This window comes from Gordonia sesuvii (assembly GCF_036350415.1).
GTDB classification, from domain to species: domain Bacteria; phylum Actinomycetota; class Actinomycetes; order Mycobacteriales; family Mycobacteriaceae; genus Gordonia; species Gordonia sesuvii.
On record NZ_JAZDUF010000001.1, the window covers coordinates 221974 to 241227 of the forward strand.

21 protein-coding genes are annotated in these 19254 nt (G+C 69.4%); 2 read left to right on the plus strand and 19 right to left on the minus strand.

All coding sequences use genetic code 11. The features are described from left to right. Window positions 1-82: 82 nt before the first annotated feature. Complete coding sequence (locus tag VZC37_RS00950; protein ID WP_330430546.1) at window positions 83-472, plus strand: DUF5319 domain-containing protein; 390 nt, start codon at window positions 83-85, stop codon at window positions 470-472. A 63-nt stretch (window positions 473-535) separates the two neighbouring features. Here VZC37_RS00950 and VZC37_RS00955 read toward each other — a convergent pair whose 3' ends face one another. From VZC37_RS00955 to VZC37_RS00965, 3 genes are all read right to left on the minus strand, one after another. Continuing rightward, window positions 536-1480: an anti-sigma-D factor RsdA gene (locus tag VZC37_RS00955; protein WP_330430548.1), complete on the minus strand. Its 945-nt coding sequence runs from the start codon at window positions 1478-1480 to the stop codon at window positions 536-538. Further along, window positions 1464-2051, minus strand: a complete 588-nt coding sequence (shbA, locus tag VZC37_RS00960) for an RNA polymerase sigma factor ShbA (protein WP_330430549.1) — start codon at window positions 2049-2051, stop codon at window positions 1464-1466. The genes VZC37_RS00955 and shbA overlap by 17 nt, the downstream gene beginning before the upstream one ends. 91 nt (window positions 2052-2142) lie before the next feature. Then, complete coding sequence (locus VZC37_RS00965) at window positions 2143-2868, minus strand: hypothetical protein (protein ID WP_330430550.1); 726 nt, start codon at window positions 2866-2868, stop codon at window positions 2143-2145. Window positions 2869-3365: 497 nt separating this feature from the next. Between VZC37_RS00965 and VZC37_RS00970 the strand changes: the two genes are divergently transcribed. Further along, entirely contained in the window at window positions 3366-3662 is a 297-nt protein-coding gene (locus VZC37_RS00970; RefSeq protein ID WP_129911804.1) for a WhiB family transcriptional regulator, read from the plus strand. Window positions 3663-3837: 175 nt separating this feature from the next. On the opposite strand, the gene groL is transcribed toward VZC37_RS00970, so the two are convergent. The 16 genes from groL to glmM all read right to left on the minus strand — a co-directional run bounded on the left by groL (window position 3838) and on the right by glmM (window position 19252). Then, a complete protein-coding gene (groL, locus tag VZC37_RS00975; RefSeq protein ID WP_330430551.1) occupies window positions 3838-5454 on the minus strand; it encodes a chaperonin GroEL in 1617 nt (538 codons plus the stop codon). 96 nt (window positions 5455-5550) lie between these two features. Beyond that, entirely contained in the window at window positions 5551-5850 is a 300-nt protein-coding gene (gene groES / locus VZC37_RS00980) for a co-chaperone GroES (RefSeq protein WP_006334733.1), read from the minus strand. Window positions 5851-6043: 193 nt separating this feature from the next. Next, entirely contained in the window at window positions 6044-7096 is a 1053-nt protein-coding gene (gene tsaD / locus VZC37_RS00985) for a tRNA (adenosine(37)-N6)-threonylcarbamoyltransferase complex transferase subunit TsaD (protein ID WP_330430553.1), read from the minus strand. Further along, window positions 7093-7593: a ribosomal protein S18-alanine N-acetyltransferase gene (gene rimI / locus VZC37_RS00990; protein WP_330430554.1), complete on the minus strand. Its 501-nt coding sequence runs from the start codon at window positions 7591-7593 to the stop codon at window positions 7093-7095. Before rimI ends, tsaD begins: the two co-directional genes overlap by 4 nt. After that, the gene (gene tsaB / locus VZC37_RS00995) at window positions 7590-8303 is read right to left on the minus strand and encodes a tRNA (adenosine(37)-N6)-threonylcarbamoyltransferase complex dimerization subunit type 1 TsaB (RefSeq protein WP_330430555.1); all 714 of its coding nucleotides are present in this window, start codon (window positions 8301-8303) and stop codon (window positions 7590-7592) included. Before tsaB ends, rimI begins: the two co-directional genes overlap by 4 nt. Beyond that, entirely contained in the window at window positions 8282-8764 is a 483-nt protein-coding gene (tsaE, locus tag VZC37_RS01000) for a tRNA (adenosine(37)-N6)-threonylcarbamoyltransferase complex ATPase subunit type 1 TsaE (protein WP_330430556.1), read from the minus strand. Before tsaE ends, tsaB begins: the two co-directional genes overlap by 22 nt. Continuing rightward, window positions 8761-9891: an alpha/beta fold hydrolase gene (locus VZC37_RS01005; protein WP_330430557.1), complete on the minus strand. Its 1131-nt coding sequence runs from the start codon at window positions 9889-9891 to the stop codon at window positions 8761-8763. Before VZC37_RS01005 ends, tsaE begins: the two co-directional genes overlap by 4 nt. Then, on the minus strand, window positions 9888-11018 hold the full coding sequence (gene alr / locus VZC37_RS01010) for an alanine racemase (RefSeq protein ID WP_330430558.1): 1131 nt from the start codon (window positions 11016-11018) through the stop codon (window positions 9888-9890). The genes VZC37_RS01005 and alr overlap by 4 nt, the downstream gene beginning before the upstream one ends. Before the next feature lie 76 nt (window positions 11019-11094). Further along, on the minus strand, window positions 11095-12558 hold the full coding sequence (locus tag VZC37_RS01015) for an NAD(P)H-hydrate dehydratase (protein ID WP_330430559.1): 1464 nt from the start codon (window positions 12556-12558) through the stop codon (window positions 11095-11097). 25 nt (window positions 12559-12583) lie between these two features. Beyond that, window positions 12584-14446, minus strand: a complete 1863-nt coding sequence (gene glmS, locus VZC37_RS01020) for a glutamine--fructose-6-phosphate transaminase (isomerizing) (protein WP_330430560.1) — start codon at window positions 14444-14446, stop codon at window positions 12584-12586. Between the two features lie 23 nt (window positions 14447-14469). Next, window positions 14470-15369 (minus strand): dienelactone hydrolase family protein, encoded by a 900-nt coding sequence (locus tag VZC37_RS01025; RefSeq protein ID WP_330430561.1) that lies wholly within the window; start codon window positions 15367-15369, stop codon window positions 14470-14472. A 69-nt stretch (window positions 15370-15438) separates the two neighbouring features. Further along, a complete protein-coding gene (locus VZC37_RS01030; RefSeq protein WP_330430562.1) occupies window positions 15439-15714 on the minus strand; it encodes a hypothetical protein in 276 nt (91 codons plus the stop codon). A gap of 40 nt (window positions 15715-15754) precedes the next feature. Continuing rightward, window positions 15755-16813 carry a hypothetical protein gene (locus VZC37_RS01035; protein WP_330430564.1) on the minus strand — a complete coding sequence of 353 codons (1059 nt, stop codon included), beginning with the start codon at window positions 16811-16813 and terminating at the stop codon, window positions 15755-15757. Further along, on the minus strand, window positions 16810-17139 hold the full coding sequence (locus tag VZC37_RS01040; protein WP_330430565.1) for a hypothetical protein: 330 nt from the start codon (window positions 17137-17139) through the stop codon (window positions 16810-16812). The genes VZC37_RS01035 and VZC37_RS01040 overlap by 4 nt, the downstream gene beginning before the upstream one ends. A 71-nt stretch (window positions 17140-17210) precedes the next feature. Next, window positions 17211-17909 (minus strand): HAD family hydrolase, encoded by a 699-nt coding sequence (locus VZC37_RS01045; protein WP_330430566.1) that lies wholly within the window; start codon window positions 17907-17909, stop codon window positions 17211-17213. Next, window positions 17906-19252: a phosphoglucosamine mutase gene (glmM, locus tag VZC37_RS01050; protein ID WP_330430567.1), complete on the minus strand. Its 1347-nt coding sequence runs from the start codon at window positions 19250-19252 to the stop codon at window positions 17906-17908. Before glmM ends, VZC37_RS01045 begins: the two co-directional genes overlap by 4 nt. Window positions 19253-19254 lie beyond the last annotated feature (2 nt).

The window sequence follows — 19254 nt, forward strand, 5'->3', positions numbered from 1 at the left end:
TTCATCCGACCCATTCATCCGGACGAACAGGCCTGTGGAGTCCTCACTCCATCGGGGCCGGTTGATCGGTTACCGTGGTGGTGTGCGTGACCACCTACCCCCCGGCCTGCCGCCCGATCCGTTCGCCGACGACCCCAGCGACCCGGCGTCGGCACTCGACTCGGTGGAACCGGGCATCCCGCTCGACGAGAACGAGCGGGTCGCGGTCGAAGAGGATCTCGCCGATCTTGCCGTGTACGAGGCGCTTTTGGCCCACCGCGGGGTCCGCGGCCTGGTCGTGGTGTGCGAGGACTGCCACGAGGATCACTATCACGACTGGGACATGCTGCGCGCCAACCTGCTGCAGTTGCTCATCGACGGCACCGTCCGTCCGCACGAACCGGCTGTCGACCCGCGCCCGGACGCCTATGTGACCTGGGACTACTGCCGCGGTTACGCGGATGCCCGGGCCCACATGGACGACGATCGCTGAGCATCATCAGCTGATGTCCATCACCGGCTGACACCGATCACCCGCCGACGGGCGGGCGCGACCTCACCAGAGGAAGAACGGTGTGGTTGTGGTGGTCGTGACCGGCGGCGGCGACTGACCGGGCGGCTCGGCCGGCGACGACGTGGGGGTCGGAGTCGTCGTGGGAACCGGGGCCGGCTCCTCCGGCGGCGTCGTCGACGGTTCACCCGTCGGGCTATCCGGTCCCGACGTGGCCGGCGGCGGATTGCCCGGGGTGGGCACGGTCACGGTCACCGAACTGCTCGGGTCACCCTGTCGGCGTAGGTCGTTGGGCGGTGCCGTGGGACCGGTGGGCTCCCCGGGTGCCGAGGTCACTCCCGGCGCCACGACAGATGCCGACGACGACGCGGACTTCGCGGAATCGGTGTCGGCCTTCAGCCGCTTCATCCACTCGTTCATACGATCACGGGTCTCGGCATCACGAAGCGGACCCATCTGCTTCTCGGCCTTTGCGATCAGTTCGGCTGCCTCGTCGGCGTCACCGGCGGCCATGGCCGCCTCTGCCCGCTCCAGGTCGGACTGGACGTCCATCGCGGCCTGGGTCTCGCTGGCGGCCTCGGCGAACACCACCTTCTTGACGCCCCACAGGGGGTCACCGGGGGATGAACCCTCGGCCAGGACGGTGAGTCCGGCGCAGGCGATCACCACCACGGCTGCCACACCGGAGGCCACCCGCAGATGACGGACGACGCCGCGCCCGCGTTCGGCGCGCTCGCCGGCCGCGATCGCGGACTCGACCTCGTCCACCGTCGGCAGCACCGGCAGCGGCTCGGCCATCACGTCATGTCGCCACCCGGACAACAGTTCCGCCAACTGGTACTCGGCGTCGTCGCGGGTCGCCACGGGCCGGTCGTGCGAGAGTGCCTCGATGAACTGGTCGTCGAGGTGAACCGACGTCATGTCGATCGGTTCGTTCATCTCCGCACCCCCCTTCTGCCCGGGGTCGGCAGGATCACGCTCGTCGTTCATCGACCTCACCTGCCTTCCTCAGTTCGTTCTTCAACTTCGCCAGGGCCCGATGTTGGGCCACCCGGACCGCTCCCGGCGTGCTGTCGATGGCGTCGGCCGTCTCCTCGGCCGAAAGCCCCACCACCAGCCGCAGGACGAGCACCTCCCGCTGCTTTTCCGGCAGTATCCCCAGGAGCGCCCGCATGCGTCGGCTGGCGTCGGAGTTGAGGGCCATCTGCTCGGGTCCACCGGTGAACGACACCGTTTCCGGCAGCGTCTCCACCGGGTCGGACTTGACCCGGCCGGCGACCCGCATGGCGTCGGCGACCTTGTGTGAAGCGATGCCGTACACAAAGGCCATGAACGGCCTGCCCTGGTCCTGGTACCTGGGCAGTGCTGTCATCACCGCCATCAACGCCTCCTGCGCGATATCGTCGGCGGAGAACAGATGGCGTTCTCCGACTCCAATTCGCCCTCGGCAGTAGCGCAGGATCGGGTCCTGCACACTTTCGAGAACTGACGTGAGCGCGGCACGATCGCCCTGCCCTGCGGCGCGGACGGCCTCGTCCAGCTCAACACCCGTCAGTTTCATCGTCAGTTGAGATCCCCGTGTTACATGTGTGGTGGTGTTGCTTGGCGCTCTCGTACCCACGTCACCTTAGCGATTGCCTCGCCCGGTCGGGTCACCCACCGCCGGTCGCGTCGCCGACGAAAGGCACCCCGTGCCGGACGAGTTGCGCTCGCGCCTCCGACAGCCCGGCCCCGACCTCCGCGTCCGCCGGGTCGAGGCCCTGCCGGAGCGCCAGCGCGGCCCACTCCAGTGGCAGGAGTCCTTCCGCCCGGGCACGTTCGGTCACCTCGACGGCGCGCTCCACCGCGGTGCGGACATCTCCGGCAGACGCGGCGGCAGCTGCAGATATGAGCGTCGTCTTCACCACGTGACGAACGGGGGTGTCGGTGGCGCGACACAACGCCAGCGCGGCGTCGGCGTGGGTCACAGCGCCCGGCCCGTCACCGGAGTACATCGCGAGTTCCGCCGTCACCCACTCGATCCGGAGCCGCGGACGCCGCCCCGCCAACCACCCGGGGTCGTCGTCTGCGAGTTCGCGCGCCCGACCGAGCAGACGCCCCGTGGCACCGAGGTGCAGTTGGCCGAGGTGGTCGGCGGCAAGGCCGACGAGCCCGTCGAGGATCGCCGCACGATGCTCGGCAGTCCGCCCCGGATGTGTGCACCCGACCACGGCGAGGGCGCGGCCGTCGAAACCTGCGGCCTCGACGTGACGACCCGCCTGACGCAGCAGTGAGGCGCGGGTGGACAGTGCCAGCGACTCGAGAGCGGTGTCGCCGGCCGGCCGCGCGGACCGGACGACGGACTCCAGAATGGCGAATGCAGCCGCAGTGTGACCCATACCTCCCTGCTCGACCGCGTCTCGCCACCCCTGGTACCCGAAGTCGCATTCGCCCATTTCACACCCTGTTTTTCGACATTCCGCAATTCTCGAAATCGACTGTAACCTGTTCCAGTTAGCATGAATTTAACCTGCGGTCACAAACATTAATCCGGACCGGAGGTCACACATGAATAAGCACCGAGTTTCGTGGATGTTACTTGCGCGCCCTCCCGTCACCTTGCTGTCACTCACCCGATCGGTCCGCGAAATCCGCCGTGCGCCAAGGAAATGTGCAGTTCAACCTAGGTGAGACACACGCAAGGGAGGGGTGGATGACCCACACCGAGTCGATGTGCTACTCCCCACCGGGCAGTCAACGCAGCGTTAACATTTCTGGAAGTTTCACCATCGTTGACCCTTGATTTGGCGGGATTGACTGCATTTCTCCTGCTTGCCTACTGTGTGCTTGCGCCGCTGAAAACGAGTGCCACCCACGCAGACAAGGAGTCGCTGTCATGCCTCAGCCGAATCATCTCCCTGGTCCGAATGCCGATATCTGGGACTGGCAAATGCAGGGCCTTTGCCGCGGCGTGGACTCGTCCATGTTCTTCCACCCGGACGGCGAGCGGGGACGTGCCCGGGCACAGCGCGAACGCCGCGCCAAGGAAATGTGCCATCAGTGCCCGGTCATCGCACAGTGCCGCGAGCACGCGCTGGCGGTCGCCGAGCCGTACGGCATCTGGGGCGGGCTCTCCGAGTCGGAGCGCAGCATGCTGATGAAGCGCGGCGTCGGACGCCGCATCGCCAGCTGACGTCGTCACGTCGCCGGTCTCTGAACGCCAATGGGGGCGTCGATCCATCGGATCGACGCCCCCATTGGGGTTCTCGGGCCCGGCCCTTCGTGACGCTCGGCTAGCGCCTCGCTCCTCAGGGACCGGGCGCAGGCCGCCCTCGCTCCTCAGGGACCGGGTGGGCCGGGTGCGCGGCTCAGTGCGCGTGCCCGTGACCGCCATGCGCGTCGGCGCCCTCGTCGGGGCGGTCGGTGATGGCGGTCTCGGTGGTGAGCACCATGCGCGCCACCGAGGCGGCGTTCAGGACCGCGGAGCGGGTCACCTTGACGGGGTCGATGATCCCGTCGGCGAGCAGGTCGCCGTATTCGAGGGTCGCGGCGTTGAAACCGTGGCCCGGCTCGAAGTCGGCAACCCGGCTCGCCACGACCGAGCCGTCGACGCCCGCGTTGGACGCGATCCAGAACAGCGGGGCACGGGCGGCGTCGCGCACGACGCGGACGCCGAGTGCCTCGTCGTCGGGCAGACCGGCGGCGAGCTCGTCGAGCACCTTCGTCGCCTGGACGATCGCGGTACCACCGCCGGCGATGATGCCCTCCTCGACGGCTGCCTTCGCCGCGGCCACCGCGTCCTCGACACGATGCTTGCGCTCCTTGAGAGCCGTTTCGGTGGCGGCACCGACACGGATCACCGCGACACCGCCGGCCAGCTTCGCCAGCCGCTCGGCGAGCTTCTCACGATCCCAGTCGGAGTCGCTCTGCTCGATCTCACGGCGGAGCTGTTCGGCGCGCTTGGCGATGTCGTCGGAGGTTCCGGCACCCTCGACCAGCGTCGTGGTGTCCTTGGTGACGACCACGCGGCGGACCGTGCCGAGCAGGTCGAGGCCCGCCTCGGACAAGGTCAGGCCGATGTCGGAGGAGATCACCGTGCCGCCGGTGACGACGGCCAGATCCTCCAGGAACGCCTTGCGACGATCACCGAAGAACGGCGCCTTGACCGCGACGGCCTTGATCGTCTTGCGGATGGAGTTGACCACCAGCGTCGACAGCGGCTCGCCCTCGACGTCCTCGGCGATGATCAGCAGCGACTTGCCCTCGCCCGCGACCTTCTCCAGCAGCGGCAGGAAATCGGGCAGCGAACTGATCTTGTCGCGGTAGAGCAGCACCAGGGCGTCTTCGAGGACCGCTTCCTGGCTGTCGGGATCGGTCACGAAATACGGGGACAGGTAGCCCTTGTCGAACTGGACGCCCTCGGTGACGTCGAGGTCGGTGGACAGTCCGGAACCCTCTTCGACGGTGACGACACCGTCGGCACCGACGCGGGACATCGCCTTGGCGACCATCTCGCCGACCTCTTCGTCGCGCGACGAGACGGTGGCGACCTGTCCGATGGCCTTCTCGCCGTCGACGGGGGTGGCCATCCGCAGCAGTTCGGCGTCGATCGCATCGGCGGCCTTGCCGATGCCGGCACCGAGCGCGATGGGGTTGACGCCGGCGGCCACGTTGCGCAGGCCTGCCGACACCATCGCCTGCGCCAGCACGGTGGCGGTGGTGGTGCCGTCTCCGGCGACGTCGTTGGTCTTGGTGGCGACGGACTTGACGAGCTGGGCGCCGAGGTTCTCGAAGGGGTCCTCGAGGTCGACGTCGCGAGCGATGGTGACGCCGTCGTTGGTGACGTTCGGTCCGCCGAAGGCCTTGGCCAGCACGACATGACGGCCACGCGGCCCCAGGGTGACCTTGACCGTGTCGGCCAGTTGGTTGATGCCGCGCTCGAGGGCGCGGCGCGCTACATCGTCGAATTCAATCTGTTTGGGCATGATCTCTTTCTCGGTCCGGAGTTCGGGAGAAATGGCACCGCCCCGGCGCCCGACGAGGGCACCGGGGCGGCAGACACACGGAAGAGTTCGTGGGTCTTACTTGCCGATGACGGCCAGCACGTCGCGTGCCGACAGGATCAGGTACTCCTCACCGGCGTACTTGATCTCGGTGCCGCCGTACTTGCTGTAGATGACGGTGTCACCTTCCTTGACGTCGACGGGGACGCGGTTGCCCTGCTCGGTGACCCGGCCCTCGCCAACTGCGATGACGGTGCCCTCCTGGGGCTTCTCCTTGGCGGTGTCCGGGATGACCAGACCGGACGCGGTGGTCGTCTCTGCCTCCACGGCCTGCACCAGGATCTTGTCCTCAAGCGGCTTGATGTTCACGCTCGCCACGATGTGGTTCCTCAACTTTCGTACTGAGTTGTTGAACGATGAATCGAATTGCACGTTCATTGGCCCTGGGCCGAAACCCCGCCGTCGCGGGTGTACGAGGCTTCATCACAGTGCCACTAGCACTCTATACACGAGAGTGCCAGCACTCAAGGGCGGAGGCTGCGAAATTCTCCGACAGCGGAGCCGGCCTCGCTCAGAGCTGGCTGACCTGCACCGACATCCCGGGGTCGGTGGCGACGGTCAGCGGTGACGGCTCGGCTCCCCCGCCGATCACATGGGCACCGAGCGTCGCGATCATCACGCCGTTGTCGGTGCACAGCCGCGGCCGGGGCACCCGCAGGGTGACTCCCGCGGCAGCGCAGCGCTCCTGCGCCATCGACCGGATCCGGGAATTGGCGGTCGCCCCGCCGCCGAGCACCAGCGTGTCGACATCGAGATCGGTACACGCGCGGATCGCCTTCATGGTGAGCACGTCAGCAACGGCTTCCTGGAACGAGGCGGCGACATCCGGGATCGACACCGGGGTCCCCGACCGCTCACATTTCTCGACATGCCGGGCGACGGCGGTTTTGAGTCCGCTGAACGAGAAGTCGTATCGGGCGTCGCGCGGGCCGGTCATACCGCGCGGGAACGCGATGGCACCCGGATCTCCGGCGGCGGCGGCCCGATCCAGGGCGGGGCCGCCCGGAAAGCCGAGGTCGAGCAGACGGGCGACCTTGTCGAAGGCCTCGCCTGCGGCGTCGTCGACCGTGGTGCCGAGTTCGGTGATCGGCCGTGCCAAATCGGTCACGTGCAGGAGATGGGTGTGCCCTCCGGACACGAGCAGGGCGACGCACTCCGGCATCGGCCCGTGCTCGAGCGTGTCCACGGCGACATGTCCGCCGAGGTGATTCATCGCGAACAGCGGCACGTCCCACGCGAGTGCGTATGCCTTCGCCGCCGCCACGCCAACCAGCAGAGCCCCGGCGAGTCCGGGACCGATCGTGACCGCGATGGCGTCCGGGCGGTCGATGTCGGCGGCCGCCCGCGCCCGTTGCATGGTCGGCACGATCGCCTCGAGGTGTGCGCGCGAGGCGATCTCGGGGACCACGCCCCCGAACCGGGCATGCTCGTCGACGCTGGAGGCCACCTCGTCGGCCAGCAGGGTGGCGGTGCCCCGGCCACCGTCGCCGATGCCGTCGGGCTCCCATCGGACGATGCCCACTCCGGTTTCGTCGCACGAACTCTCGATTCCCATCACGATCATGGGCCGCCCCCGGGTGACTGCGGCGACGCGGCGGGACGGATCATCGTGTAAGCGTCCGCGCCGGACGGCTGATAGTAGTTGCGGCGGACTCCGGATCGGACGAACCCGTGGCGCTCGTACAGTTCGATCGCCGTGTCGTTGTCGGTGCGGACCTCGAGATAGACCGGGGCGCCGCAATCGTCGGCGACCGCCAGCATCGCGGCCAGCAACGCGCGCCCGTATCCCCGACCGCGATGGGTCGGGGCGACGGCGATGGTGTGCACCTCGCACTCGAGGTCGTCGGGCGATCCCAGCGTGGAGATTCCCGCATAGCCGACGACCGGCCCGCCAGGGGCCTCTCGTGCCGCGAAATACCTGTTGTACGGCGCGTTGAGTTCGGCGCGGAAGGCCGCAACCGGCCAGGGTGAGTCGTCGGCGAACATGACGATCTCCAACGCGGCACAGCGTGGGATGTCGGCGGGGCCGAGGGCATCGATGATCAGTTCAGACGTCGTCACCGGCTCACCTCCGCGGGTTGCGCAGGTCGACGCGGCGCCCGTTCGACCGCGTCGGGTCGACGCAGGTACAGCGGGACCAACGGTTCCGGCTGCGCCCGATTTCGGATATCACCCGCGGCCACGGAGACGAGTCCGGCCACCGTCGGTACCCCGGCCGAACCGATCGCACGTCCGAACAGGCCGGTGTGCGCGGGCGAACCGACGACGACGTCGATCGAGGCGTCTGCCAGTTCGGCGGCCACGTCCGCCGGAGCGCCCACTGCCGGCCCATGTGATCGGCGACCCTGTTCGTAGGTGGCCCAGTAGATCTCGCGTCGACGCGCGTCGGTCACGACCAGTATCGACGCGGGTTCGCGCGCCGACCACTCGTCGGCGGCGATGGCGTCCAACGAGCAGACGCCGTACACGGGCAGCCCGAGGGCGTCACCGAAGGCCGCGCCGGTGGCCATCCCGACGCGCAGCCCGGTGAAGGGCCCGGGACCGCACCCCACCACGACCGCTTCGAGTTCGCCGCGGCCGACCGAGGCCTGTTCGAGGGATTCACCGATGAGGCTGGTGAGGACCTCGGCATGGCGGCGGCCGTCGGACACCGCGCGGTCGCCCAGGACCTCGGGCGCACCGTCGGCGGGCAACCGTGCGACACCGGTGACCACGGCGTCGGTGGATGTGTCGATCGCCAGTACGTACATCAGCGTTCCACCCATTCCCATTCGGCGCTACGGACCTCGGACTCCGGTGCCCGGGTCAGGCGCACACGCAGGTGGCGCTCGGCCAGGTGTTCGGCCACTCCTTCGCCCCACTCGACCACGACGACGGAATCGGCCAGGTCGGTGTCGAGGTCGAGGGCGTCGAGTTCGTCGAGACCCCCCAGACGATAGGCGTCGACGTGGATCATCCCGGGCCGTCCCGGCGCTGCCGCGCGGTGCTCGCGGGCGATGATGAACGTCGGTGACGACACCCGGCCGACGACGCCGAGGCCGTCCGCGATCCCCCGGGTCATCGCAGTCTTCCCCGCCCCCAGCGGACCGTCGAGGATCACCAGATCACCGGCCTGTAGCTGGGTGGCCAGCTCCCGACCGAGCGCCTCGGTGTCCCCCACGTCGGGCAGCGTCCGGGCACCGGCCGTCGTCGGCTGTGTCGAATCGGCCTTCGGCTGTATCGAATCGCTCACCGCGCCACCAACTTCCGCCACCACCGCCGGTGCGGTTGCGGGGCGGCCGCGCGGGCCCGGACCACCAGGTCGGCGATCGCCGCCGTGACCTCCTCCGGGCGTTCCATCGGGACCATGTGGCCTGCTCCGTCCACCACGACCAGGCGGGAGTCGGCGCCCAGTTCGGCGTACATCCGCACCGATCTCGGCAGCGGCGTCAGCCGATCCTGGTTGCCGCACACGACGACCGACGGGACCTGGGCGATGATCGGCAGCGCCGTCGTCTCGTCGTGGTCCTCGAGGGTGTGCAGGAAGTCCACCAGCGTCTCGATCGGCGTGTTCTGGATCATCTTCTCCACGGCCCGCCCGGCGTTGGGACTGTAGAAGTCGGTGCCGAAACTCGCTGCGACGAGGACGGGTTCGAGTGCCTGGCGGGTGATGCCGCGGCCGGCACGGACCAACGCCGGGATGCGCCGGACCGAGAGCCGGAACGCATCGACGAGCGGATTGTGCAGGCCCTCACCGAGTCCCGCCTCGGTGATCCCCCGCGCCGCGGTACCGATCAGCGCGACGCCTGTGACGCGGCCGTCGGGCCCGAAGAGTGCCGGGTCGCGACGGGCCAGCCCCATCACGGCCATGCCACCCATCGAATGACCCACCAACACAACGGGTCCGGTGGGTGCGACCGCGCGGATCACCGCCGCGGTGTCGTCGGCGAGCTGGCTGATGGTGCAGGTGTCCGACGGTGCCGGGTCGCTGCGACCATGGCCGCGGTGATCGAAGAACACCATCCGGATGGACCGGTCGGCCCACAACTGCTCCAGCGCGTACCGCTGAAAATGCCAACTCGCCATGCGCAGGCTGAAACCGTGCACGAACACGACGGTCAGGTCGGGCTCGATCCCCTCGTCCGTGCCCGCGGGGCCGGTACGGACGCAGCGCACGGCCAACGATGCGCCGTCGTCGGCGGTCACCGTGGTCGCCGGGTCGTCGTAGATCGTCGTGAAATCCACTCCCGCGAAGGGATCGGCCGGTCGGGAACTCCGACGCCGGGCGGCGTTGCGGGCGACGCCACTCGCGGCCACCGCACCGAGCGCGCCGACACCGGTGACCCCGGCGAGCCAACCGAACCGTTCGGATCTGCTCACGGTTCACCCCCCACATAACGTCGGACGGCGCGAGCTCCGATGCCGGACACGATCTCGTAATCGATGGTGCCGATCGTGTCTGCCCAGTCCTTGGCGGTCGGGCCGCCGGAACGCCCGGTGCCGAACAGTTCGGCGGTGTCCCCTTCGGTGACTCCCGCACCATCGGGGCCGAGGTCGATCACCAACTGGTCCATGCAGATTCGCCCGACACCCGGGAACAGACGGCCGTCGATCGCGACGTGGAACCGGCCGGACAACAGCCTCGGCACACCGTCGGCGTACCCTGCGGGCAGTACCGCGATCGTCGTGTCCGCCGGCGCCACGAATGTGTGACCGTACGAAACACCCTGTCCGGCAGCCAGTTTCTTGACCAGCGCCACCTGGGCGGTCAGTGCCATCGCCGGAATCAGGCCGAAGTCGCCGCGCTCGGGAACCGGGGTGCGCCCGTACATCGCGATCCCGGGCCGGACGAGGTCGCGGGCGAGGTCCGGGCGGGTCAGCGCCGCAGGCGAATTGGCGATGTGGATGACCTCCGGTCCGGCGCCCAGGCGGCGCAGGTCGGCCGCTGCCTCGTCGAGGCGGGCGGCCTGCTCGGAGTTGAGTGGATGCTCGGGTTCGTCGCCGCGAGCCAGGTGGCACATGATGGCGCGCACCGTCACGGCGCCGTCGGCACGTGCCTTGGCGAGCGACTCGGCGAAGTCCGACCACTCGTCGGGCGCCACCCCGCTTCGATTGAGGCCGGTGTCGACCTTCACGGTCACGGTCGCGGTGCGCGATCGACGTTTCGCCGCGGCGATCACGGCGTCGAGTTGGCGGAGGGAGGACAGCGCGATGTCGATGTCGTGGGAGATGGCGGCGTCGAAATCGGCCCCCGGTGTGTGCAGCCACGCGGTGAGGTGGGCGTCGATCCCGCCGCGCCGCAGGGTGAGCGCCTCGGTGATGTGGGCGACGCCGAGTTCGGCCGCACCCGCGGCCAGCGCAGCCCGAGCCACCGGCAGCGCACCGTGCCCGTAGGCATCCGCCTTCACCACCGCGAGCACGTCGGCACCCGACGCAGTGCGCAGGACGTCGACGTTGTGGGCGATGGCATCGAGATCGATGGTCGCGGTGAGGGCTGCAGGAGTCATCGCGACCATTGTCCCAGACCGACGCGACTGCTTTTCACCAGCGCGTTCGTCGAAGTGTCGGGGGCCGTGATCGCGGTCACGGGACACGCGTCGCGGATGTCGGGTGGCCGCGCCGCAACGCGCGGATCGCCGGCCGGACGGCCGCCAAGAGGTCGGACGCGCCGATCGGGGCGTCGCGGGCGGCCAGTTCGGCCGCGTGCGCGTGGACCCGTGCCGCCGCTGCCCCGGCCCGCGCCGGCGTGAGGCCGGCGGCCAGCAGTGACCCGGCGATCCCGGACAACACGTCCCCCGCACCCGCCGTCGCCGCCCACGACGAGCCCGCGTCGTTGCCCAGCACCGCACCGTCGGGATCGGCGACCAGGGTGATCCGGCCTTTGAGCAGGACGCTCACCCCCCATCGCCGCGCCAGGTCCCGGACCGCGGCGAGCCGGTCCGGTCCGAGTTCATCGCCGGTCAGCCGGGCGAACTCGCCGGCATGCGGGGTCAGCAGGGTCGGTGCACGCCGGTCGACCAGCTCGGGGTGGCGCGCGACCAGCGTGAGTCCGTCGGCGTCGACGAGGACGGGCAGGTCGGTGGACAGGATGTCCCGGAGCAGCTCGAGCGCGTCGTCGTCGGTGCCGATCCCGGGTCCCACCGCCCAGGCCTGCACCCGGCCGGCGTCGGCGAGCGATCGGGCCGCGACGACCTCCGGGAAATGCGAGACGACGTCGTCGGCGGCGGTGCCGACATAGCGGGTCATCCCCGACGTGGCCGACACCGCGGCGCCGGTGGCCAGGATCGCGGCCCCCGGATACCGGGCCGAACCGGCGATCACGCCGACGACACCCTGGCTGTACTTGTCGTCGGCCGGTGCCGGGACCGGCCACAGGGCGGCGACCTCGTCGTCGGTCAGCGACGACAGGGTGTCGCCGTCCGTCCCGGTCGGGTCGATCCCGATGTCCACCGTGACGGTGCGCCCGCATTGCGTCGCGGCCAACAGATGGGCATTGCGCGGGGCCCCGAACGTGACGGTGACCGTGGCGCGCACCGCCGGGTCGTGCACCTGCCCGGTGTCGGCGTCGACACCGGACGGGATGTCGACGGCGACGACGACCGGGCCGCCGTCCGCCGGGGCGGTGAGCTGCCCGAAAACCTCGGCCGCGGCGGGCCGCAACGGTCCATGGCCGCCGATCCCGACCACACCGTCGATCACCACGTCGAGGCCGCCCGCGAGCGTCTCGACAGTCCGGCCACCGGCCCGACCGAAGGCGGCGAGACCTGCACGGTGTGCACGGTCGGGAGCGAGCAGTACTGCGGTGCAGGCGACGCCACGACGGGACAGCGCGGCGCCCGCATACAACGCGTCACCACCGTTGTCGCCGGCCCCGACGACAATGCCCACCTGCCGCCCGTAACAGCCGCCTGTGCGGCGCAGTTCGTCGATCACCACCTGCGCCACGCCGTGGGAGGCGCGGCGCATCAGCGTGCCGTTGGCGAGCAGGTCGCCGGCGGCGTGCTCGGCGTCACGGACCGCGTCGGCGGTGAGGTAGCGGATCGGCATCGAGTCGCGTTCCTCGCTGATCCGACTATTCGACGGTGACCGACTTGGCCAGATTCCGCGGCTTGTCGACGTCGTAGCCGCGGGCTTGCGCAACGGTCGCGGCAAACACCTGCAGCGGCACCGTCGACACCAACGGCTGCAACAGGGTCGGGGTCTTGGGGATGGGGATGAAATGGTCGGCGACCGACGCCGCGGACGCGTCGTCGTGCTCTGCGATCACGATGGTCCGCGCACCCCGGGCCTGGATCTCCCGGATGTTGCTGACCATCTTGGAATGCAGCAGCGCCCGACCGTCTGCCGACGGCATGACGATGATCACCGGCAGCCCGTCCTCGATCAGCGCGATCGGTCCGTGCTTGAGCTCACCGGCGGCGAAACCCTCGGCGTGCATGTACGCCAGTTCCTTGAGCTTGAGCGCTCCTTCGAGGGCCACCGGGTAGCCGACGTGACGGCCGATGAACAACACCGTGTTGTGGTCGGCGATCGAGCGGGCGAGTTGCTGGACCGGTTCCATCGTCGTGAGGACCTCGGTCACCGCGTCGGCCATGGCCTCCATCGCCGCGAACTCCCGCGATACCTCGTCGGCGTACTTGGTCCCTCGTGCCTGCGCGAGGGCGAGGCCCACCAGGTAGGCGGCGACGATCTGCGCCAGGAAGCACTTGGTGGATGCGACGCCGATCTCCGGGCCGGCGTGAGTGTAGAGAACCGCGTCCGACTCACGCGGGATCTGGGCACCGTTGGTGTTGCAGATCGCCAGCACGCGGGCCTTCTGGTCCTTCGCATGGCGGACAGCTTCGAGGGTGTCGGCGGTCTCACCCGACTGGGAGATCGCCACCACCAGGGTGGAGCGGTCCAGGACGGGGTCGCGGTACCGGAACTCGCTGGCCAACTCGACCTCGACCGGCAGGCGCGTCCAGTGCTCGATCGCGTACTTGGCGAGCAGGCCGGCGTGATAGGCGGTGCCGCAGGCCACGACGAACACCTTGTCGACATCGCGCAGGTCGTCGTCGGTGAGCCGCTGCTCGTCGAGGATGATGCGGCCACCCTCGAGATGTCCGAGCAGGGTGTCGGCGAGGGCCGCGGGCTGCTCGGCGATCTCCTTCAGCATGAAGAAGTCGTAGCCGCTCTTCTCCGCGGCGGCGAGATCCCAGTCGATGTGAAAGGGCTTGCCGGCGCGCGGGTCGCCGTCGAAGTCGGTGATGCGGTAGTCGTCGGCGGTGATCACCACGACCTCGTCCTGACCGAGTTCGACTGCGTCACGGGTGTGTTCGATGAATGCGGTGACGTCGGAACTGACGAACATCTCCCCGTCTCCGACACCGACGACCAGCGGCGTCGACCGGCGGGCGGCGACGATGGTGTCGGGGTGATCGGAGTGGGTGAACACCAGCGTGAACGCGCCCTCGAGACGACGCAGCGCCGCGTAGGCACTGGACACGAAATCGCCTGCGGTGGGGCCGGCGACGTACAAGGTCTCCACGAGGTGCACGGCGGTCTCGGTGTCGGTCTCCGACGAGAACTCGATGCCGTCGGCCTCGAGCTCAGCGCGCAGTGCGGCGTAGTTCTCGATGATCCCGTTGTGGACCACCGCGAGCCGCCCGTCGGTGCTCACATGCGGGTGGGCGTTGCGATCGGTCGGTTTTCCGTGCGTCGCCCACCGGGTATGGCCCATCCCGGTGGTGCCGCTGAGGTTCTCGGGCCCGACGGTCGCGATCTGCTTGTCCAGATTCTCCAGTCGCCCGGCCTTCTTCTCGACCGCGGTGCCACCCGCGCCGTCGAGTATCGCGACCCCGGCCGAGTCGTATCCGCGGTACTCCATCCGCCGCAGCGCCTCGACCACGATGTCGAGCGCGTCCCGCCGACCGACGTATCCGACGATTCCACACATAGTGAGTCAGCGTACCTGTGAAATCAGCGCTTTCTGAGTCGCCGCTTCCGTGGCTTGGCGCCGAAGAGATGCGACACGGCGTCGACCGGCTGCGGCGGCGGATCGGTCAGATCGACGGTGCTCAGCTTCCCCACGGATGCCGAGGGGTCCGCGAAGCCCGCGTAGTCCTTGTCGCCGGCCACCGTGTGCAGGAGGTATCCCGTACATGCGGCCCGCACGATGGCGTGGAGTGCACGATCGGACCCGTTCATACCCACGAGCGACTTGACCGTGCGACGTTCCAGGAGATCACGCGGATTGCCCCGCGGCACGGTGCGCAAGACCACATCTCCGCCGTAGGCCTGGGCCAGCGGCAGCGCATTGGATTCCATCGTGTCGAGCTCGCCTGCACCTGCCACGATCAGCCCGGGGGCCTGCACCAACGCGGCCGCCGGCAGCAACGCCGAGGTGGTGGGGGCCGGAAACACCGCGACCACACCGGCGACGTTCGGGGCGGCGTGGCCCCGCAGGGGCTGGTCGGCCGCGGCCATCACTGCCGCCGCGGAGCCGAAGCCGTGTCCGATGAAGCCGAGCCGAGCCGGGTCGACGGTCACCGCCCCGTGGCCGAGCGGCACATGCGCGACGATGTCGAGTGCTGCCCGTAGGTCACCCGCGAGGCCCACGTCGGAAGCGAAGAATCCGCCGTTCGCGTCCGGGGCCACCGTCACGAAACCCCAGGAGGCGAAGTGATACAAGAGATCCCGGTAGCTCTCGCTGTCCGCCATCCACGTGTGGCCGACCGCGATCGCCGGCAGTTTGGTACCGGACTCCGGCGAGAACACCTGCCCACGCATCCCGGCGATACCGAGATCTCCACGCAGCACGCGGTACGGGCCGCGACGCCCCAACTCCGACATCAGCTTGCTCGGCGAACCCGACGGCATCGGGCGGCGCTGAGCCGAACTGGGGGTGGACCTGGACTGACCTGGTTTGGTTGCCGGCACAACGACAGCCTATTCGTCCGGCGCCGGGTCGTCCGGGACCGGGGTATGCGGGCTGGCCTCGGCCATGTCGGCCGGTAACAGGATTCTCGGCGTGGCGCAGTCTGCGACGTCGGCATCACGCCGCAACTGGTCGCGCATGCGTTGATCGGGTGTGGCCACCGACGCCCGATGCTCGGCGACCTCGGCGGCGAGTCCCCGTTGTGCGGTGGAGAAATCGTTGGACGCGGCGACGACCCGGGCGGTGGCGCGCCGGGCGATCGCCTCGATCTGGTCGGCGAGATTCATCGTCTCCCCCCGGGGCTCCGATTGCCTTCGGTTGACGTGATCATTCTTCGCCCGCCAGCGCGAGTTCCCCGGTGGATGCGGGTGCCTCCGACTGCTCCGGGACCGTGGTGCCGTGGCGTGTCGCGCCCTCTGCGATCGGTGGCGCGGCGGGAGCCGGGGGTTCCGGACGCGGTGCGACGTCCACGGGAGGAGCGTCGCTCGACGACGACGACGGCGGTCGGAGCCGGAGCGGCACATCCGTGTCGGCGTCCGGGATGGAGGTGTCGACATCCGGGGCGTCGGAACTCGGCATCGACGGTGTGGCGGCAGGACCCGGCGAAACGCGTGGTGCGGTCTGGGGTGGTGCGGTCTGGGGTGGTGCGGCCTGGGATGAGCCGGCCTCATCCGCGGGATGCACCGATGCGCCCACCTCGGCGGATTCCGGTGGCCGCGCTCGGACCGACGGTGCCACGCGTGAGCGGCTGGGATACGGCTGGACGTCCATGTCCTCGGTGGCGCGGTTGAGGTGATCGAGAATCGCGTCGATTCCGCGAACCGTCGCGTCTGCCGAGGTGAAGTAGAGCGTGACGCGGGATGAGATGTCCTCGGCCACCACGCCCAGTGGGAGCCGGCCGGTGGCCACCGCCGCCGGGACCTCGGTCACCGGAATCCCGGCCACCAGCGGCGCGGAGAGGCGGGCGACGGTCAGGTACCAGGTGCGCAGCAGCTGGTCGATGCCGGCGGATGCGGCAGCCGTGGCCTCCGCCAGGGTGCGCAGAACGTGCAGATCGGCCTCGGCACGCCGCTGATGCTCGATCACCGCGCACACCGCGCCGGAGCCGGTATCGCCCACCCAGCCCCGGCCGATCCGGACCTGCTGTTCGGGGAGCCGGTGCAGCTGGTCTGCCACGGCTCGATAGGCCACCGACAACCGCCTGCTGTCGGCCGCCAAACCCGCGGGGTCGAACGACCCGACGCGGTGGAAGGGTCGGCGGGCGTCGTCGGGCGATGCCATCGTCATGCCGAGGGCGGCGCCGAGGGTGAGTAGGTCGACGAGATCCTCGAGGCCGGCGACCGCGTGATCGCGAAGCGCGGGAAGCGAATCCGGAGACCGACTCATGGTGATCCCGTCTGCTCGGATCCGGCACGCCGGATCGACGCCTCGGCGATCTCGTCGGCCCGGACCAGTGACGTCATCGCATGGTGAAGGGCTGACGCGAGCCGGTCGGCCGCGTCGGCCTGCTCGGCCAGGCGGTCCGCGAGCGTCCTGCCCATGTCGCGGTACCGCTCCCCCATGTCGTGGTAATCCGGGCCGATCGCCCAGTCGCCGAACTCGTGGGCATGCAGGTCCCGTGCCGCCGTCCCGACCACGTCCGCGGCCCGCTGATAGAAGGCGACCACACCGCTGACCTCATCGACATCGACCGCGGTTCGCGCATCGTCCACACCGGCCCCCTCTCCGACAGGTGCAGTTTAGACGCGCCGCACCCCGTGCTGGTTCCGAACGATGTGCGATGTCAGCGCGGCAGGTCGATGCCGTGTGCGGCGACGGCGTCGAGCAGCGCGGTGGGTCGATCATCCGGGGTGACATCGTGCACCAGTTCGAACTCGCATCCGAGGCTACGACAGCCGCCGTCGGCGTGCTCACTGTCGCCGACCATGAGTGCCGCCGTCGGCTCCACCCCCAACGGGTCGAGCGCGGCATGGAAGATCGCCGGGTCCGGTTTGATGGCACCGACCTCGTAGGAGAGCGCGAACGTGTCGACCAGGTCGATCACACCGTGCAGTTCCAGCACCTCGCGCAGATCGAACGCGATGTTGCTGACCACCCCGATCCGCACACCGGCCGAACGCAGACCCTCGAGCACCGCGCGGGTGTCGCGGAAGATGACCCACGACTGCGCGTCGACGACCCGCGCGTACAGCTGTTCGGCGTGGCCCGGCACGGACAGACCGGAGGCCCGCAGCATCGACAGATAGGCGCGGCGATGCTGCGCCGGGTCGAGATCGCGCTGCTCCCAGGCGGTCCGGTCATCATCGGAGAGTGCGGCCGGAATACCGACCGGTTGGGTCATCCGTCGGATCAGTTCCGCCTGTGCATCGAGATGCAGCGCGTTGCCGTCCTCGTCGTGCAGGCCGTCGAACCATTCGTCGCGGGCCTCGAAACGGAAGAGGGTTCCGGAGAAGTCGAAGAGCACCGCCTGCGGCGTGCTCATGCCCCGACCGCCTCGACGACCGTGGCGATCCGCCGGGCGATCGACTGCGCGGTGTCGGCGGTGCCGGCCTCGACCATCACCCGCACGAGTTGCTCCGTACCCGACGGGCGCAGCAGAACCCGCCCGTTCTCGCCGAGTTCGGACTCCGCCTCGGTGACCGCGTGCTGCACCTTCTCCGACTGTGCCACCGCATGTTTGTCCGCGACGCGCACATTGATCAGTTCCTGCGGCAGCACACTCATGATCGCGGCCAGGTCATCGAGCCGCCGGCCGGTCGCAGCCACCTGCTCCATGAGCAGCAACCCGGTCAGAATCCCGTCACCGGTCGTCCCCGAACCGGGAACGACGATGTGCCCGGACTGTTCACCGCCGAGCGAGTAGCCCCCACGGCGCAGCTCCTCCAGCACGTATCGGTCACCGACAGCGGTGGTGCGCAACGTGATTCCGGCGTCACGCATCGCGATGTGCAGTCCGAGATTGCTCATCACCGTCGCCACCAGCACGTTGTCGCGCAACTCACCGCGAGTGCTCAGGGCGGTGGCGAGGACGGCCATGATGGCGTCTCCGTCGACGATCTGTCCGGACGAGTCGACCGCGAGGCATCGATCGGCGTCGCCGTCATGGGCCAGCCCCAGGTCGGCGCCGTGTTCGAGCACCGCGGTCTGCAGCTTGCCCATGTGGGTGGAGCCGCAGTCCTCGTTGATGTTGAGGCCGTCGGGTTCGGCATGGATGGGGATGACCGTCGCACCGGCATCGGCGTACGCGAGGGGCGCGAGGTCGGCGGCGGCGCCGTGCGCGCAGTCGACGACCACGGTGATTCCGTCGAGTCGCTGCGTGATCGCCGACCCGAGATGTGCGCGATAGCGGGCACCGGCATCGGTCGCATCGACGACGCGGCCGACCGCCGCCCCGATGGGGCGGGCGAAATCGGCGTCGGCCATCGCGGCCTCGATGCGGTCCTCCACCGCGTCATCGAGCTTGTGACCGCCGGCGGAGAAGAACTTGATGCCGTTGTCGGGCATCGGGTTGTGCGAGGCGGAGATCATCACGCCGAAGTCGGCGCCGTAATCGGCGGTGAGGAACGCGACCGCCGGAGTCGGCACGACGCCGACGCGGATCGCATCGACACCGGTCGCGGCGAGGCCGGCGCAGACCGCCGCCTCGAGCATCTCACCCGATGCACGCGGGTCGCGGCCGACCACGGCACGGGGCCGGACGTCGTCGGCCGACGAAAAGTTCTCGAAAACGACCGCGGCGGCCGAGGCCAGGCGCAACGCGAGCTCTGGGGTGAGCTCGTCGTTGGCCAGGCCTCGGACGCCGTCGGTTCCGAAAAGGCGAGCCACTC